The following is a 16,173-nucleotide window of genomic DNA, read 5'->3' on the forward strand; positions in this document are numbered from 1 at the left end:
TCGACGCTCTTGCGATCTGCCGAGCCGAGCGGCCCGCCCGCGCCGGCGACCACCGGCGCCTCGCCCCGCGCCGTCTTGACGGCCACCTGCACGGCGGACTCGTGTTCGGCCTCCGACAGGGCGGGGAACTCGCCGGTGCCGCACGCCACGAACACCCCGCCCGGCCGGTGCGCGAGCCCGCGCCTGATGTGCTCGGCCAGCACCTCCTCGGCCAGGCGCCCGGCCGCGTCGAACGGCGTTACCGGGAAGAAGAGGATCCCGCTGAGGTTCATCCGATCTCCAGTTCGGTTCGCCAGTCGCGCTTGGGGGTCCAGCCCAGCAGCCGCTCGGCCTTGGCCGAGGTGAAGGCGGGGGCGGTGCCGGTCAGCGCGGCGGCGGTGGCCGCGGTGGCGGGGTTGACGGCGGGCAGCAGCTCCGCCAGGGGCTCACGGGCGAGGGCGTCGGCGGCTCCGGCGAAGAACACCTCGCCGTTCGGGATGTCCCACATCCGGTCGATCAGGACGGAGAGCATGTCCGAGGCGTCGCGCGCGTCGATGTAGTTGAACAGCGACACCCCGGCGATCTCCGGCCGGTCCAGCCGCTCCGCGATGGTGTGGCCGGACTGGGTCGGCGCGCCGGCCCACTCCTCCGGTGCCACCACGAAGCACGGCCGCACGGCCGCGAACCTCGTCTCGGAGTCGCGCGCGAAGGCGGCCATGGTCTGCTCGGCCACCAGCTTCGACAGGCTGTAGGCGTTCCACGGCTCGGCCGGGTGCTCCTCGTCGATCGGCAGGTAGCGCGGCGCCCAGCCGCGGGGCGCGCCGTAGCCGATGACGGTCGGGCTGCTGGCGATGACCACACGGCCCACCCCGGTGTTGCTCGCCGCCTCGCAGACGTTGAAGGCGAGCTGGGTGTTGGTCCGGTAGATGACGCCCTCGGGCCGGCTGAACGGGGTGGCGATGGCGGCCAGGTGGACCACCACGTCCGGGCGGAAGCGGGCGAGCACGTCGTACGCCTGGCCGAGGTCGGTCAGGTCGGCGGGCAGGGTGGACGCCGCCTCCGGCGGGGTGCCCGGCACGACGTCGACGCCGATCACCTCGTGACCGGCCTGCGCCAATGTGGCGACCACGCTGCGCCCTAGCCGGCCGGCGCTCCCGGTCACCAGTGTTCGTGTCATCGGATCTTTCACCACTCCTGGGGTTCGCGTTCGGCAACCGGTTGCAAAAAGTATTGAGGTTTCGTTCCGGCAACGTCAAGCGGCGGAGGCGCGCCCTCCCCTCCCACTTGGGGGAACATAGGGGATAGGGTGGTGCGCCGGCGGTCCCTCCCGGGCGGCGACGACGCATTGACAGCGATACAAACGCTTGCACTAAAGTACAAGCTGTGGTCGGAGGAGGCCAGGCGTGGCGGTGACGATTCGCGACGTGGCACGCGCTTCCGGCGTCCACGTCTCCACGGTGTCACGTTCCTTCTCCGCGCCCCACCTGGTCAACCCGGAGACCCGCACCCGCGTGCTGGCCGTCGCCGAGGACCTGGGCTACCGGCCCAACCGCGCCGCCCGCGCGCTGACCACCGGCCGCACCCACAACCTCGGCCTCATCGTGGCCGACATCGCCAACCCCTTCTTCCCGCCGCTCATCAAGGCCGCCCAGGCCCAGGCACGGCTGCGCGACTACCACGTGTTCGTGGCCGACACCGACGAGGATCCCAAGGCGGAGGAGGATCTGATCCAGACCCTCACCAAGCAGGTGGACGGCGTCCTGCTGTGTAGCCCGCGGTTGACCAACAGGACGATAGAGCGCCTGCGCGAGGAGATCCCCTTCGTCCTGGTCAACCGGCGCGTCCGGGGCATGCCCACGGTGCTCATGGACGTGGGGCGCGGGGCCCGGCTCGCCGTCGAGCACCTGACGGAGCTGGGGCACCGCCGCCTGGCCGTCGTCACCGGTCCCAGCGGCTCCTGGACCAGCAAGGAGATGCAGGAGGCGGCCGCCGCGATGAGCGAGGTGGACGTCGTCTTCCTCGGCCCCAACCCGCCGACCGAGCTGGGTGGCCTGGCCGCCGCCGCCGACGTGCTGGCCTCGGGCGCCACCGGCGTCCTCGCCTACAACGACCTGGTCGCCATCGGCCTGATCGAGGGGCTGTCCGAGCGCGGGGCCGAGGTGCCGCGCGACATCAGCGTGATCGGCGTGGACGACATCGTGGCCGGCCGGCTCGGCCGTCCCAAGCTCACCACCATCGCCATGCCCACCGCCGCCGCCGGGCGAATCGCCGTCGACATGCTGCTGCAGTCGGTCGACTCCGAGGGGGCCACGGGTGTCACGATGCTGGAGACCACCCTGATCGTCCGAGAGTCCACGGGAGAGGCACACACATGATGTTCGGAACACTGCCGTCGGGCGAGCGCGTCGAGCGCTTCGAGCTGACCTCGGGGCGGCTGCGCGCGGCCGTGCTCAGCTACGGCGCCGTGCTCCAGTCCTTGGAGGTGTCCGGCGTCAACGTGGTGCTCGGACTCGACACGCTCGAGGACTACCTGACCCGCAGCCGCTACTTCGGCGCGGTCGTCGGCAGGTACGGCAACCGCATCGCCGGCGCCGCGTTCACCCTCGACGGGGTCGCCTACACCCTGCCCCGCAACAACGGGCCCAGCAGCCTGCACGGCGGCGTCGAGGGCTTCGACCGCAAGGTGTGGACGGTCGCCGAGGCCACCGGCTCCTCCGTGACGCTCACCCTGACCAGCCCCGACGGCGACCAGGGCTACCCGGGCACGCTCACCGCCTCCGTCACCTACACCGCCGACGGCGACGCGCTGCGCATCGACTACACCGCCGAGACCGACGCGCCCACGGTGCTCAACCTCACCAACCACTCCTACTTCAACCTGGCCGGCGCCGGCCGGGGCGACGTCCTCGGCCACGAGATCGAGATCGGCGCCGAGCACTACCTGCCGGTCGACGACGACAAGATCCCGACCGGTGACCTCGCCCCGGTCAAGGGCACGCCGTTCGACTTCACCACGCCCCACGCCATCGGCGCCCGCCTCGACGGCGCCTACGACCACTGCTTCGTGCTGGACGGATCCGGCGGCATGCGCGTCGTCGAGCCGGCCGGCGGCCTGACCATGGAGGTCACCACCACGGAGCCGGGCGTGCAGTTCTACGCCGGCGGCATGCTCGACGGCGTCGCCACCCCCTTCGGGCCGCACGCGGGCTTCTGCCTGGAGACCCAGCACTTCCCCGACTCGCCCAACCAGCCGCAGTTCCCCTCCACGGTGCTGCGGCCGGGGGAGCGCTTCACCTCCAGCACGACCTACCGCTTCCCGGCCTGACGCCCGGCTTACACCCGTTCGCGAACGGCATCGGCGAGCCTGAGTGCGTTCGCCACCGTCTCGGAAGTACCTTTGGCATCATGGCCACCCGTACGCCGAAAAGCGCATCGAAGGGGCCGGCGAAGCGGTCGACCACGCCGCGCCCGGCCCCCGCGAAGCGGGGATCCACGCCGTCGGGGCGCCCGAGGGCCAGGGGATCATCGTCGGCCCGCAAGGCGTCCCTGACCCATCAGGACCCGATCACCTGGGTCTTCACGATGATCGGCAAGCTCGTCGTCGGGCTGTGGATGCTCGTGGCCAACGGCATCGGCGGCGCGGCGCGGGCGCTCGGCAAGAACGCCCGCGAGCTCGACCCGGCGCACCGGCGCGACGGCGTGGGCCTCGCGGTCCTGGCCGGCGCCATCGTGCTGGCCGCGATGACCTGGCGCGCCTCCGAGGGCACGGTCGCCACCGTGGTCAACGTGGTCGTGCGCGCGATGTTCGGCTCGCTGGCGTGGGCGCTGCCGCTGCTGTTCGGCCTGCTGGCCTGGCGGTACCTGCGCCACCCCGACCAGAACGCCGACACCGGCCGCATGGTGATCGGCTGGAGCGCGCTGCTGATCGGCGTGCTCGGCGTCATCCACGTGGCCAACGACGTGCCCTACCCCAACCCCGCGGGCACCGCCAACGACGGCATGGACCGGGTCTCCCAGGCGGGCGGCCTCATCGGGTTCATCGTCTCGGCCCCGCCCATGAGCATCCTGCCCTCCTGGATCACGATCCCCCTGCTGCTCATGCTGTCCGGCTTCGGGGTGCTCGTGATCACGGCCACGCCGGTCCACCGCATCCCCGAGCGGCTGTCGGAGCTGCGGCACCTGCTGTTCGAGCAGCGGGGCACCGCCCCGGCCGGCGCCTCCAGGCCCGAGGTCCGCCGACAGCGGCGGGTCCGCAAGCCCGCCGAGCCCGGCGCCGAGCGCGAGGGCGAGCCGCCGTACGACACGCCTGTCCTGTCCGACCAGGACAAGCGGGCCGACCACGCGCCGGAGATCGTGCCGGGTCTGGTGGACGAGGAGCCGCCCGCGCCCGAGCCGGCCAGACGGCCCGAGCCGCCGGAGCCGACGCCCGCGCCGCGCAAGGTCGAGCAGCTCGTGCTCTCGCCGCAGGCCGGCCCGTACAGCCTGCCGGACCTGCAGTTCCTCAAGCCCGGCAGCCTGCCCAAGCCGCAGACCAAGGCCAACACCACCGTGGTCAACGCGCTGACCAGCGTGCTGGAGCAGTTCGCCATCGACGCGCAGGTGATCGGCTTCACCCGCGGCCCGACCGTCACCCGCTACGAGATCGAGCTCGGGCCCGCCGTGAAGGTGGAGAAGGTCACCGCGCTCACCAAGAACATCGCGTACGCGGTGAAGTCCGCCGACGTCCGCATCCTGTCGCCCATCCCCGGCAAGTCGGCCATCGGGGTGGAGATCCCGAACGCCGACAAGGACCTGGTGGCGCTCGGCGACGTGCTGCGCTCGCAGGTGGCCCAGGCCGACCACCACCCGATGATCGTGGGGCTGGGCAAGGACGTCGAGGGCCGCACGATCGTGGCCAACCTCGCCAAGATGCCCCATCTGCTCATCGCGGGCGCCACCGGCGCGGGCAAGTCCGTCTGCGTCAACGGCCTCATCACCTCGATCCTCATGCGCGCCACCCCCGACGAGGTGCGCATGGTGCTCGTCGACCCCAAGCGGGTGGAGCTCTCGGTGTACGAGGGCATCCCGCACCTGATCACGCCCATCATCACCAACCCCAAGAAGGCCGCCGAGGCCCTCGAATGGGTCGTGGGGGAGATGGACCGCCGCTACGACGACCTGGCGGCCTCCGGGTTCCGGCACGTGGACGAGTTCAACAAGGCGGTGCGGGCCGGCAAGCTCCAGCCGCCGCCGGGCAGCGAGCGGGTCTACCAGCCGTACCCGTACCTGCTGGTGATCGTGGACGAGCTGGCCGACCTCATGATGGTGGCCCCGCGCGACGTCGAGGACTCGATCGTGCGCATCACGCAGCTCGCCCGCGCCGCCGGCATCCACCTGGTCATCGCCACCCAGCGGCCCTCCGTGGACGTCGTCACCGGTCTCATCAAGGCCAACGTGCCGTCCCGGCTGGCGTTCGCCGTCTCCTCGCTCACCGACTCGCGGGTCATCCTCGACCAGCCCGGCGCCGACAAGCTGGTCGGCCAGGGCGACGCGCTGTTCCTGCCGATGGGCGCGAGCAAGCCCATCCGCATCCAGAACGCGTTCGTCTCGGAGAAGGAGATCGCCGAGATCGTCGCGCACTGCAAGACGCAGATGCAGGCCGAGTACCGCGACGACGTGGCCGCCGCGCCCGTCAGGCGGGAGATCGACGAGGACATCGGCGACGACCTGGAGCTGCTGATCCAGGCGGCCGAGCTGATCGTGACGACCCAGTTCGGCTCCACCTCGATGCTCCAGCGCAAGCTGCGCGTCGGGTTCGCCAAGGCCGGGCGGCTGATGGACCTGCTGGAGAGCCGCTCCGTGGTGGGCCCCAGCGAGGGTTCCAAGGCCCGTGAGGTGCTCGTCAAGCCCGACGATCTGGCGGCTCTGCTGGCCGACCTGCGCGGCGGGTGACCCCGGTGTGCACTCCCTGACGATTACTGGTTGAATAGGACTGATTACGGTTCGTCAGGGGCTGGGAGGCGTGCGCCGTGGAGGACCAGAACGCACAAGAGCAGGACGCGCCGGTACAGGACGCGGACAGGCAGAGCGTCGGAGCCATGCTGTCCACTGCGAGACGGTCGGCGGGCATGACGGTCGAGCAGCTCAGCGCGGTCACCCGCGTTCGCGAGGCGATCATCAACGCCTTCGAGCGTGACGAGTTCGCGCAGTGCGGCGGCGACTTCTACGAGCGGGGGCACATCAGGGCGCTCTCCAGAGCACTCGGCCTCGATCCCGAGGCCATGGTCCAGCGCTACGACGAGTTCAACGGCGGGCGCCCGCCCGCGCTGCAGATGGCCGGCGTCTTTCGGACCGACCGCGTGCTGCGGGCGGCCGAGCGGCGCGGTCCCACCTGGTCGATGGGGCTGGGCGTCGTGCTCAGCCTCGTCGTGATCTTCGGCGTGGTCCGCGTCATGGGCGGAGGGACGCACCCGGCCGCGGTGGAGGACATCCCCGCCGGCCAGGGCGCGCCGGCCGCCGAGCTGCACCAGCGCGCCAAGCCGGCGCCGCCCAGGGCGAGCGCGACCGTCGCCAAAGAGGTGGTCGTCCAGGTCAAGGCCAAGCGCTCGTCCTACGTCAACGTCCTCGACGCCCAGGGGCGCAGGCTGTTCGCCGGGACGATGCAGCCCGGCATGACATCCACCTGGCGGGCTCCGAACCGGGTCGACCTTGAGGTCAGCGACGCCGACGCGGTGTCGGTGCAGGTCAACGGCAAGAAGGTCGGCAAGCTCGGGTCGCGCGGCGAGACGGTGCGCCGCTCGTTCGGGCCGCCGGCGCCACCGGCGAGGTAGCCCGTGCATCGGGTGGTGGCCAACTCCCGATACCGTAGTGTTCACCATGTCATCCCGCCGAACCGCATCGCTGATCACCCTGGGCTGCGCGCGCAACGAGGTCGACTCCGAGGAGCTCGCCGCGCGACTTGAGGCTGCCGGCTGGCAGCTGGGCGACGACGACCCAGACGTCGTCGTCGTCAACACGTGTGGCTTCATCGACTCGGCGAAGAAGGACTCCATCGACACGCTGCTGGCCGCGGCGGACTCCGGCACCAAGGTGGTCGCCGCGGGCTGCATGGCCGAGCGTTACGGCAACGAGCTGGCCGAGGCACTGCCCGAGGCCAGCGCGGTCATCTCCTTCGACGACTACGCCGACATCGGCGGCCGCCTCGACGACGTGCTCGCCGGGCGGCCGCTCAAGCCGCACACCCCGCGTGACCGCCGCACCCTGCTGCCCATCTCGCCCGTCGACCGGGCCGCGGCCCCCAAGGCCGCCATCCCGGGCCACGGCGACCTGCCCGACGGGCTGGCGCCCGCCAGCGGCCCCCGCGTGCTGCGCAAGCGGCTCGACGAGAGCCCGGTGGCCTCGCTCAAGCTCGCCTCCGGCTGCGACCGGCGCTGCACCTTCTGCGCCATCCCGGCCTTCCGCGGCGCCTACGTCTCGCGTGACCCCGAGGAGCTGCTGGCCGAGGCCGACTGGCTCGCCCACCGCGGCGTGCGCGAGCTGGTCCTCGTCAGCGAGAACTCCACCTCCTACGGCAAGGACCTCGGCGACCTGAGGGCGCTGGAGAAGCTGCTGCCGCGCCTGGCCGCCGTCGAGGGCATCGACCGGGTGCGCGTCAGCTACCTCCAGCCGGCCGAGCTGCGACCGGGGCTGCTGGAGGTCATCGCGGGCACCGAGGGCATCGCCCCGTACTTCGACCTGTCCTTCCAGCACGCCAGCGGCACGGTGCTGCGCCGGATGCGCCGCTTCGGCGACCCGGAGCGCTTCCTGGGGCTGCTGGAGAGCATCCGCGAGCACGCCCCCGAGGCGGGTGTGCGCTCCAACTTCATCGTGGGCTTCCCCGGCGAGACCGAGGAGGAGTTCGGCGAGCTGGTCGGCTTCCTGGAGCAGGCGCGGCTCGACGTGATCGGCGTGTTCGGCTACTCCGACGAGGACGGCACCGAGGCGGCCGGCTTCGACGGCAAGCTCGACCAGGAGACCGTGGACGAGCGCGTGCGCGTGCTGACCGAGCTGGCCGAGGAGCTGACCGCGCAGCGGGCCGAGGAGCGCATCGGCACCGAGGTCGACGTGCTCATCGACGACGACCTGGGTGACGGCGGCTATGAGGGCCGGGCCGCCCACCAGGGTCCCGAGGTGGACGGGTCCGTGACCGTGCAGGGCATCGGCCTGGTGCGCGGCCAGATCGTGCGCGCGGTGGTGGTCGACGCCGAGGGGGTCGACCTGATCGCGCGCATCAAGGCCGGTCCATGACGAGGGACGAGCGCCGCGTGGTCAGCCCGTGGAACATCGCCAACGTGCTCACGGTCCTGCGGTTGGTGCTCGTCCCCTTCTTCGTCTTCTGCCTCTTCATGCCGGGCATGGGCTGGCGCCTGGGCGCGCTGGCCGTCTTCGGCGTGGCGTCCATCACCGACCATCTCGACGGCGAGCTGGCCCGCCGCTACGGGCTGATCACCGACTTCGGCAAGATCGCCGACCCGATCGCCGACAAGGCGCTGACCGGGGCGGCGCTGGTGTCCCTGTCGCTTCTCGGCGAGCTGCCGTGGTGGGTCACGCTGGTGATCCTCGGCCGTGAGCTCGGCATCACAGTGCTGCGCCTCATGCTGATCCGCCGCGCGGTCATCCCGGCCAGCTACGGCGGCAAGGTCAAGACCGTGCTGCAGATCGCCGCGATCGTCCTGTACATCCTGCCCGGCGTCTACGACCCGCTCCGCTGGACGGTCATGGGCGCCGCCCTGCTGGTCACGGTCGGCACGGGCATCGACTACGTGGTCCGAGCCGTCAAGCTCCGCAAGGTGGCGCGGCAGGTTCGGGGGGAGTGACCATGGCTGCGGCCGCCGAGGCCATCACGCTGCTGGTGGAGCGGGGGGCCACGCTCGCCGTGGCCGAGTCGCTGACCGGGGGGCTCATCGGGGCGACCCTCACCGCCGTCCCGGGGGCGTCCAAGGCGTTCCGGGGCGGGGTCGTCTCCTACGCGACGGATCTGAAGCAGGCGCTGCTGGGGGTTTCCGGCGATCTGCTGCGACGGGAGGGGGCCGTCCACCCGGACGTCGCGGCGGCGATGGCGGCGGGCGTGGCCAGGGTGTGCGAGGCGACGTACGGGCTGGCCGTGACCGGGGTGGCGGGGCCCGAGCCCCAGGACGGCAAGCCCGTCGGCACCGTGCACGTGGCCGTCAGCGGGCCCGGCGGAGAAATATGGCTGCGGGAGTTGAGACTCCAGGGGTCGCGCGAACGTATCAGGGTAAAGACGGTGGACGAGGCGGTTGATCTACTAACAGGTGTGCTTAAGCCGAACAAGGGGGAACATTCCGGGTGATTACCGTGTTACGTCCCGAGCGAACATGACAGGCACGGTCTGACGCGGTGTCGGTCGATACAGGTACGGTGGAGCTGTGAGTGAGGTCCGAGAGCCAACGTCAAGCAACGAGCGCCCGGCAGGCAGGCCGGGTGCGTCGCATGACGGGCCGGGAGCGACGATCCGGGGACGGCAGGGCCCCATGACGACGGCGAGGAGCATGTACCAAGCGAAGAAGAAGGATGGGCGGCACGATCCGATCGCGCGGGGCGTGGTGAAGTCTTCCACGCCGGGGAGGGAGCGACAGATGATTTTGCTGCGTCAGCTGCTCGGCGATGTGCTGAGGCGGTTGCGCGTGCGGCAGGGACGCACTCTCCGTGAGGTGTCCACGTTGGCGCGGGTCTCGCTGGGCTACTTGTCCGAAGTGGAGCGTGGCCAGAAAGAGGCGTCGTCCGAGTTGCTGGCCTCGATCTGCGGCGCCCTCGGCGTTCCGCTGTCGCAGGTTCTGCGTGAGGTGTCCGACCAGTTCGCCCTGGCTGAGCTGCAGGCTGCCCCCGTGCTCGCAGACGTCCCCGACCACGAGCGCATCCCCCTTGCCGAAACGGTGCCCGGATCGATCTCCGACTCCGTGTTCCCCGAGGTCAAGGACATGGTGGCCGCCTAGCTCGGCTGGCAGGCGCCGCACCACAGGATCAGCCGTTCCTGTGGCTGTGCCCCCATCTCCCCACGGCTGATGCGCGTGCCGCATCGGCGACACGGCCGCCCCGCCCTGCCGTAGACCCAGGTCTGCGCGCCGGGACGGCGATCGCCTGTCGTCACGGTGCCCGCGTGAGCCTTGTTCGCGTTCAGCAGCCGCTGGGCCAGCGTGACCATCCCCTCCAGGTCCGCCACGTCCCCGACCTTCCGCCACGGCCAGACCCCTCTGAGGAACAGCGTCTCGGCGCGGTAGATCGTGCCGATTCCCGCAAGGTTGCGCTGGTCGAGCAGCGCCTCCCCGATCGTCCTGTCCGGCTCCAGCAGCAGCCGCCGCACCGCCTCGGCGGGGTCCCAGTCGTCGCCGAGCAGGTCGGGTCCCAGATGTCCCACCACTCGTGACTCCTCGGCGGTCCGCAGCAGGTCCACCATCCCCAGCCGGTGCCCGACCGCCTCCCACTCCGTGTTGGCCAGCACGAGCCGGACATCGTCGCCGCCCACACCGCGTGCTCCGGGGCTCTGGAGCGCGCCGTTCCGGGTCCGCCTTCCGGCCGGAGCGATGCGCCAGCTCCCGTCCATGCGCAGGTGGGTGTGCACGGTCAGGCCGCCCTCGACGCGGGTGAGCAGGTGCTTGCCCCGCGACACCGTCGTCAGCACGGTCCGCCCGCGCAGGTCGGCGGTGGCGTGGCGGGGCACCCGGAAGTCGGATCTGGTCAGCACCCGCCGGTCGAGCGCGCCCCGCAGCCGGCCGGCGGCACGGTGGACGGCGTCTCCTTCGGGCATGCCCCCAGTCTAGGAACCCGGTGCGGGGTGTCCTGTCGCCGGTCTTGGGACGATCAGTCCCAGGCGGCGGGGTCGGCGGCGAGCTGGCGCACGCGCTCCGGCAGCACACCGCTCGCGACCTGCTCCAGCGTGACCTCTTCGAGGATGGAGCGCTCGGTGGACCGCAACGCGATCCACACCTGCTGCAGCGACTCCGCCGGGCCGCGGTAGCCGACGTGCTCGGGGCGCTCGCCGCGGACGTTGGCCAGCGGCCCGTCGACCGCCCTGATCACGTCGGCGAGCGAGATCTCGCCCGCGGGACGTGCGAGCACGTAGCCGCCCTCGGGGCCCCGCTGGCCGCGGACCAGGCCGGCGCGGCGCATCTGGAGCAGGATGTTCTCCAGGTATTTGGGCGGCATGTCCTGCTCCTTGGCGAGCTCGCCCACGGTGGTCGGTCCGGCACCGGCTGCGGCGAGTTCGGCGGCGGCACGGAGGGCGTAGTCGACCCGAGCGGAAAGGCGCATGTTGTCGATTATCCCTCCTGGTCAACAGTGGTTATGCGCAAGGCCGCCGAAAGCGTGAGGTGATCGGAGACCTCGCAACCGCCCTGCCTGGGCGGACATCCCGTAGACGCGTTTTCGGTCCTTTTCGGGCTCTTCGGCTCGTCCGCCGGCCGGGAGGAAAGGATGGGAGCGTGCCCAAAGGGCCGTTTTTGCGAGGAATCCTCGCGTTCACCTGCGGTGATCAGCGACAGGAGGAGCGCTAAACTTCCAACAACCTTTTCGATTAGACGGTGGGATACAGCGTGGAGCGACGCCCTGGTGTGCCCAGACTGCTCAGGGAGATCAACGACCGGGCCGCGCTCGAGTTGCTGCTCTCCACCGGTCCGATGACGCGGGGGCAGATCGGCGAGCTGACCGGCCTGTCCAAGGTCACCGCCTCCCAGACGCTCGCCCGGCTGGAGGAGCGCGGCCTCGTCGAGGTCGTCGGCGCCCAGGCGGGCGGCCGCGGGCCCAACGCGGCGCTCTACTCCGTCATCCCCTCCAGCGCATACGTGGCCGGGCTGGAGGTCGGGCCGGAGCTGGTCTCGGCGGCCGTCGCCGACATCCACGGCCGCACGGTGGCGGAGGTGACGTTCGCCCCCAACGGCCACGACGACCTCGTCCCCGTCGTCCACGGCGCCATCATGAAGGCGTGCCGCAGCGCCAAGGTCAGCGCGGCCCGGCTGCGCGGCGTCGTGATCGGCACGCCCGGCGTGGTCGACCCCCGCACCGGCGACGTCCGCTACGCCTTCGACCTGCCGGGCTGGCACGACGGCAGCCACGAGGCGCTGGCCGGCGACCTCAAGCGCGCGGTCACCATCGAGAACGACGTCAACCTCGCCGCCGTCGCCGAGCGCGCCGACGGCGCCGCGGCGGGCATCGACGACTTCGTGCTGCTGTGGGCGAGCCGCGGGCTCGGCCTCGCGGTGATGCTGGGCGGCAAGCTGCACCGGGGCCGGTCCGGCAGCGCGGGCGAGATCGGCTACCTGGCGGTGCCCGGCGCGGCGCTGCCCGAGGAGATCCGCACCTCGCCGGGGCGGCTGCCCTCGCTGGCGGGCGGCCTGCAGTCGCTGGTCAGCGCGGAGGCGGTGGCCGAGCTCGCCGCCGGCTACGGGTTCGTGGCGGCGAGCGCGAGGGAATGCGTGGAGGTGGCGGTCGCGGCGGGCGCCCGGGGCGAGCCGCTGCTGGACGAGCTGGCCCGCCGGCTGGCGCTGGGGGTGGCCGCGGTCTGCGTGATCCTCGACCCCGGGCTGGTCGTGCTGGGCGGCGAGGTGGGCCACGCGGGCGGCCGCGCGCTCACCTCCCGGGTGGAGGAGGCGGTCGCCCGCGTCTGCCCGGTACGGCCCCAGGTGGCGACGAGCACCGTGGAGGGCAACCCGGTCCTGCGTGGCGCCGTCCTGGCCGCCCTCCATCAGGCCCACGAGGAGATCTTCGCCTCCTGACGTGGCCCAGGGGTCCGGTCAGGCCGTCAGGAGCTCCATCGCGGCCTGGGCGTTGGCGCGGGCCGCCCCGTACGTCGCGATGTAGGCGGCGCTGCCGGGCCGCCACACCGGCAGGCCCATCTCCACCACGATCGCGTCCGGCCGGGCGGCCACCAGCGCCGAGACCAGGGCCCGGCTGTCGGCGTAGCGGTGGGCGTCCTTGACGACCACGACCAGCGACCGGCCGGCGGCGCGTTCCAGGAGGGCGTCCGCGTCCGCGTCGGCCGGCCGTACCCGGAGGACCTCCGCCTGCGGCAGCCACGGCGAGACGCCCCACGGCACGTCGCCGACCGCGATGGTCGGCGGGGTGTCCACCTCCACCACCAGCGGGTCCGTCAGCGGCCCGGCCGAGCCGTCGAGGCGGACGGCCCGCCTGGCGGCGTGCAGGCCGATCGGCGGCACACCGCCGCCGCGCGTCTCGTCCGGCGCGTCGGCGGAGCGGACCTCGTGGGCCACGCCGGCGCGGGTGCCGAACCAGGTGCGCAGCGCCGTCGTGCGGGCCGCGGCCTCCTCCAGGCGCGCCACCGGCAGACGGCCGTCCCGGGCCGCCGCCACGATCGTGTCGACGATCCACGCGACCTCGTCCGGGCCCGGTTTGGGCCCGAGGCAGAGCAGGTCGGCGCCGGCCGCCAGAGACTGGACGGCCCCCTCGGCCAGCCCCACGCCCTCGGTGATGGCCTGCATGTCCAGCGCGTCGGAGATCACCACCCCGCGGTAACCCAGCTCCTCGCGCAGCAGCCCGGTGAGCGCGGCGGAGGACAGCGTGGCCGGCCGGTCACCGGTCAGCGCCGGCACCGCGACGTGCGCCGTCATGATCGACTTGGTGCCCGCGCCGATGGCCGCGCGGAACGGCGCCAGCTCCCTGGCGCGCAGCACGTCCAGCGGCACGTCCACGACCGGCACGTCCAGGTGCGAGTCCACGGTGGTGGCGCCGTGACCGGGGAAGTGCTTGACGCAGGCGGCGACCCCCACGGCCTGCAGCCCCTCGACGGCCGCCACGGTGTGCCGGGCGACCAGCTCGGGGTCGTCGCCGAAGGCCCGGGTGCCGATGACGGGGTTGTCCTCGGCGGTGTTGACGTCGGCGTCGGGCGCCATGTCGAGGTTCACGCCGCAGGCGACCAGCTCCGCGCCGATGGCCCGGTAGACGCGGCGGGTGAGGTCGGGGTCGTCCACCGCGCCGAGCGCGGCGTTGCCCGGGTACGGGCTGCCGACATGGTACGCGAGCCGGGTGACGTCACCGCCCTCCTCGTCGAGCGAGACGACGGGGTCGCCCGCGGCCCGGAGGGAGGCGGTCAGCTCGGCCAGCCCGGCCGGCTCGGCGACGTTGAAGCCGAAGAGCGTGACGCCGCCGAGGCCGCCCTCAAGCTCTCTCAGCACCCAGCCGGGCGCGGTCGTGCCCGTGAACGCGGCCAGCAGCGTGCCCGCCGCGAGGCGGCGCAGCCCCCGATCACTGTGACTCATGGCTCCTCATCGTGGGATGGGCGGCCCGCGGCACGGCCCGGCGCGTGGAGGAGCGCCGGCCGTGCCGGGGGCCGCGGCGGGGGAAGGTCAGCCCTTGACGGCCCCGGCCACCAGACCGGAGACCATGCGGCGCTGTACCAGCAGGAAGAAGGCGATGACCGGCAGCGTCATCAGCGTGGAGGTCGCCATGATGGCGCCCCAGTCCGTGCCGCGCTGCCCGAAGAAGAACTGCAGGGCCACCGGCATGGTGTAGCCGGAGCTCTCCTTCATCAGCACCAACGCGAAGATCAGGTCGTTCCACGCGGTGATGAACGAGAAGATGCTCGTCGCCACCAGGCCCGGCGCCACCAGCGGGAACAGCACCTTCCTGAACGTGGTGAACCGGCTCGCGCCGTCGATCCACGCGGCCTCCTCCAGCGACTTGGGCACCGCCGCGACGAACGTGCGCAGCATCCAGATGCCGAAGGGGAGGGTGAGGCCCACCTGGATCACGATGAGCCCGAGCAGGTTGTCGTACAGGCCCATCCGCTTGACGTTCAGGAACAGCGGGATGAGCAGCGCCTCGCACGGGATCATCTGCACGACGAGCAGCGTGATCAGGAACCCGGTGCGGCCCCTGAACCGGAAGCGCGCCACCGCCGTCGCCGCCAGCAGCGCGAACGCCGATCCGACGAGCACGGTGCCGAGCGCGACGATCGCGCTGTTGCGCATGTAGATCCAGATGGGGTTGCCCGCCACGCCCTCGGTGAGCACCCGCTCGACGTGGTCGAAGGTGAAGTGCGTGGGGAACGGGACGAAGTCCGTGGTGAAGATCTGGTCGTTCGCCTTGAACGAGGTGGAGATCATCCAGTAGACGGGGAAGACGGCGAAGAGGAAGACCAGCACTCCTGCCGTGTTCAGGGCGGCCCTGGCGAGCCGCTTGCGGGCGAGCGGGTTCATGCCAGGTCCTCCTGCTTGACCATCTGCCGGGTGTAGAAGGCGGTGACGACCAGCAGCATGATCGTCAGCACCACCGCGATCGCCGCTCCCGTGCCCATCTTCGGCGGCGCCTTGAACGCCTCGGCGTAGGAGTAGAGGGACAGGTTGAACGCCTCGCGGTTGGTGGGCCCGTTGAGCAGCACGTAGAGCTGGCTGAGCACCTTGAAGTCCCAGATGATCGACAGGATCGTCAGCACGGCGAAGACCGGCTTGAGCAGCGGGAAGGTGATCTTCCTGAACGTGCGCCACGGGGTGGAGCCGTCGACCCGGGCCGCCTCGTAAAGCTCGGACGGGATGCCCTTGAGCCCGGCCAGCACCGAGACCGCCACGAACGGGAACGACGCCCACACCACGGTCAGCACCAGCACCACGTACACCGACCAGGCGTCGTTGAGCCACGGCTCGCCCGTCCAGTCGGCCCGGCCGAACACCAGCGTCGACAGCCCGTCGGGCAGCAGGTTCAGCGCCCAGTTGATGATGCCCGCCTCGGCGTCGAACAGCCATCGCCAGATCGTGCCCTGCGCCACCGGCGGCACCGCCCACGCGGACATGATGCCGATGATGACGAAGGTGGACATCCGCTTGCTCAGCCGGTGCAGCAGCACCCCGACCGCCGTGCCCAGCACCAGCGTGAGCGCCACGGTGACGACGGCGAAGACGACCGTGTTGCGGAGCGAGGACCAGAAGATGTCGTTGTCGAGGATCTGGGTGTAGTTCTTCAGCCCCACCCATTTCGGCTCGGCGACGCCGCGGATCACCCGGAGGCTGATGTCCTGGAACGACATGAGGACCATCTGGACCATCGGGTAGAGCAGCAGACCCGCGATGACCACCGTGCCGGGGACGAGCAGGACGTACGGCACCGCCCACGCCGGCAGGCCGCCGGCGCGGGAGGGCTTGCGTGAGCCGCGGCCCCGCCGGGGGGCGGAGGTGTCTCCGCCCCTGGCGAGCGTTGAGGTGTCCGTCATGG

The 16,173-nt window shown here is 71.7% G+C and carries 16 protein-coding genes; 9 read left to right on the forward strand and 7 right to left on the reverse strand.

What is annotated here, in order from left to right; genetic code table 11:
- On the reverse strand, window positions 1-272 hold a 272-nt coding region (locus tag ABZS51_RS27920), incomplete at its 3' end, for a dihydrodipicolinate synthase family protein (protein ID WP_355446872.1).
- A complete protein-coding gene (locus tag ABZS51_RS27925) occupies window positions 269-1,156 on the reverse strand; it encodes an NAD(P)-dependent oxidoreductase (protein WP_310710485.1) in 888 nt (295 codons plus the stop codon). The genes ABZS51_RS27920 and ABZS51_RS27925, both read right to left, overlap by 4 nt.
- 226 nt (window positions 1,157-1,382) lie before the next feature.
- Here ABZS51_RS27925 and ABZS51_RS27930 point away from each other — a divergent pair, with 226 nt between their 5' ends.
- From ABZS51_RS27930 to ABZS51_RS27965, 8 genes are all read left to right on the forward strand, one after another.
- Window positions 1,383-2,354, forward strand: a complete 972-nt coding sequence (locus tag ABZS51_RS27930; protein ID WP_310710484.1) for a LacI family DNA-binding transcriptional regulator — start codon at window positions 1,383-1,385, stop codon at window positions 2,352-2,354.
- Window positions 2,351-3,304 (forward strand): aldose epimerase family protein, encoded by a 954-nt coding sequence (locus ABZS51_RS27935; RefSeq protein ID WP_355446876.1) that lies wholly within the window; start codon window positions 2,351-2,353, stop codon window positions 3,302-3,304. Before ABZS51_RS27930 ends, ABZS51_RS27935 begins: the two co-directional genes overlap by 4 nt.
- A gap of 80 nt (window positions 3,305-3,384) precedes the next feature.
- Window positions 3,385-5,910 (forward strand): DNA translocase FtsK 4TM domain-containing protein, encoded by a 2,526-nt coding sequence (locus tag ABZS51_RS27940; protein WP_355446879.1) that lies wholly within the window; start codon window positions 3,385-3,387, stop codon window positions 5,908-5,910.
- A 146-nt stretch (window positions 5,911-6,056) separates the two neighbouring features.
- The gene (locus ABZS51_RS27945; RefSeq protein ID WP_355446882.1) at window positions 6,057-6,788 is read left to right on the forward strand and encodes a RodZ domain-containing protein; all 732 of its coding nucleotides are present in this window, start codon (window positions 6,057-6,059) and stop codon (window positions 6,786-6,788) included.
- Window positions 6,789-6,834: 46 nt separating this feature from the next.
- Entirely contained in the window at window positions 6,835-8,244 is a 1,410-nt protein-coding gene (gene rimO / locus ABZS51_RS27950; protein ID WP_310710480.1) for a 30S ribosomal protein S12 methylthiotransferase RimO, read from the forward strand.
- A complete protein-coding gene (pgsA, locus tag ABZS51_RS27955; protein WP_310710479.1) occupies window positions 8,241-8,813 on the forward strand; it encodes a CDP-diacylglycerol--glycerol-3-phosphate 3-phosphatidyltransferase in 573 nt (190 codons plus the stop codon). Before rimO ends, pgsA begins: the two co-directional genes overlap by 4 nt.
- A gap of 2 nt (window positions 8,814-8,815) precedes the next feature.
- On the forward strand, window positions 8,816-9,307 hold the full coding sequence (locus ABZS51_RS27960) for a nicotinamide-nucleotide amidohydrolase family protein (protein WP_355446887.1): 492 nt from the start codon (window positions 8,816-8,818) through the stop codon (window positions 9,305-9,307).
- 286 nt (window positions 9,308-9,593) lie between these two features.
- Window positions 9,594-9,950 carry a helix-turn-helix transcriptional regulator gene (locus ABZS51_RS27965; RefSeq protein ID WP_355446995.1) on the forward strand — a complete coding sequence of 119 codons (357 nt, stop codon included), beginning with the start codon at window positions 9,594-9,596 and terminating at the stop codon, window positions 9,948-9,950.
- On the opposite strand, the gene ABZS51_RS27970 is transcribed toward ABZS51_RS27965, so the two are convergent.
- Both ABZS51_RS27970 and ABZS51_RS27975 read right to left on the reverse strand, forming a co-directional pair.
- The gene (locus tag ABZS51_RS27970; protein ID WP_355446890.1) at window positions 9,947-10,762 is read right to left on the reverse strand and encodes a DNA-formamidopyrimidine glycosylase family protein; all 816 of its coding nucleotides are present in this window, start codon (window positions 10,760-10,762) and stop codon (window positions 9,947-9,949) included. The genes ABZS51_RS27965 and ABZS51_RS27970 overlap by 4 nt on opposite strands.
- Before the next feature lie 53 nt (window positions 10,763-10,815).
- The gene (locus tag ABZS51_RS27975) at window positions 10,816-11,265 is read right to left on the reverse strand and encodes an Rrf2 family transcriptional regulator (protein WP_310710476.1); all 450 of its coding nucleotides are present in this window, start codon (window positions 11,263-11,265) and stop codon (window positions 10,816-10,818) included.
- A 281-nt stretch (window positions 11,266-11,546) separates the two neighbouring features.
- On the opposite strand from ABZS51_RS27975, the gene ABZS51_RS27980 reads away from it, so the two are divergent.
- Window positions 11,547-12,725: an ROK family transcriptional regulator gene (locus ABZS51_RS27980; RefSeq protein WP_310710475.1), complete on the forward strand. Its 1,179-nt coding sequence runs from the start codon at window positions 11,547-11,549 to the stop codon at window positions 12,723-12,725.
- Window positions 12,726-12,743: 18 nt separating this feature from the next.
- Here ABZS51_RS27980 and ABZS51_RS27985 read toward each other — a convergent pair whose 3' ends face one another.
- The 3 genes from ABZS51_RS27985 to ABZS51_RS27995 form a co-directional block, all read right to left on the reverse strand.
- Window positions 12,744-14,225 (reverse strand): glycoside hydrolase family 3 N-terminal domain-containing protein, encoded by a 1,482-nt coding sequence (locus tag ABZS51_RS27985; RefSeq protein WP_355446894.1) that lies wholly within the window; start codon window positions 14,223-14,225, stop codon window positions 12,744-12,746.
- An 87-nt stretch (window positions 14,226-14,312) separates the two neighbouring features.
- The gene (locus ABZS51_RS27990) at window positions 14,313-15,164 is read right to left on the reverse strand and encodes a carbohydrate ABC transporter permease (protein ID WP_310710473.1); all 852 of its coding nucleotides are present in this window, start codon (window positions 15,162-15,164) and stop codon (window positions 14,313-14,315) included.
- The gene (locus ABZS51_RS27995) at window positions 15,161-16,171 is read right to left on the reverse strand and encodes a sugar ABC transporter permease (protein ID WP_355446897.1); all 1,011 of its coding nucleotides are present in this window, start codon (window positions 16,169-16,171) and stop codon (window positions 15,161-15,163) included. Before ABZS51_RS27995 ends, ABZS51_RS27990 begins: the two co-directional genes overlap by 4 nt.
- Window positions 16,172-16,173 lie beyond the last annotated feature (2 nt).

This window comes from Nonomuraea sp. NPDC005501, assembly GCF_040605905.1.
Taxonomy (GTDB): Bacteria; Actinomycetota; Actinomycetes; order Streptosporangiales; family Streptosporangiaceae; genus Nonomuraea.

Coding starts and splice junctions, on each gene's coding strand:
- ABZS51_RS27935 (WP_355446876.1), top strand. CDS start 2,351: ATGATGTTCGGAACACTGCCGTCGGGCGAGCGCGTCGAGCGCTTCGAG.
- ABZS51_RS27960 (WP_355446887.1), top strand. CDS start 8,816: ATGGCTGCGGCCGCCGAGGCCATCACGCTGCTGGTGGAGCGGGGGGCC.
- ABZS51_RS27945 (WP_355446882.1), top strand. CDS start 6,057: ATGCTGTCCACTGCGAGACGGTCGGCGGGCATGACGGTCGAGCAGCTC.
- ABZS51_RS27995 (WP_355446897.1), bottom strand. CDS start 16,171: ATGACGGACACCTCAACGCTCGCCAGGGGCGGAGACACCTCCGCCCCC.
- rimO (WP_310710480.1), top strand. CDS start 6,835: ATGTCATCCCGCCGAACCGCATCGCTGATCACCCTGGGCTGCGCGCGC.
- ABZS51_RS27990 (WP_310710473.1), bottom strand. CDS start 15,164: ATGAACCCGCTCGCCCGCAAGCGGCTCGCCAGGGCCGCCCTGAACACG.
- ABZS51_RS27940 (WP_355446879.1), top strand. CDS start 3,385: ATGGCCACCCGTACGCCGAAAAGCGCATCGAAGGGGCCGGCGAAGCGG.
- ABZS51_RS27975 (WP_310710476.1), bottom strand. CDS start 11,265: ATGCGCCTTTCCGCTCGGGTCGACTACGCCCTCCGTGCCGCCGCCGAA.
- ABZS51_RS27965 (WP_355446995.1), top strand. CDS start 9,594: ATGATTTTGCTGCGTCAGCTGCTCGGCGATGTGCTGAGGCGGTTGCGC.
- ABZS51_RS27925 (WP_310710485.1), bottom strand. CDS start 1,156: ATGACACGAACACTGGTGACCGGGAGCGCCGGCCGGCTAGGGCGCAGC.
- ABZS51_RS27970 (WP_355446890.1), bottom strand. CDS start 10,762: ATGCCCGAAGGAGACGCCGTCCACCGTGCCGCCGGCCGGCTGCGGGGC.
- ABZS51_RS27985 (WP_355446894.1), bottom strand. CDS start 14,225: ATGAGTCACAGTGATCGGGGGCTGCGCCGCCTCGCGGCGGGCACGCTG.
- pgsA (WP_310710479.1), top strand. CDS start 8,241: ATGACGAGGGACGAGCGCCGCGTGGTCAGCCCGTGGAACATCGCCAAC.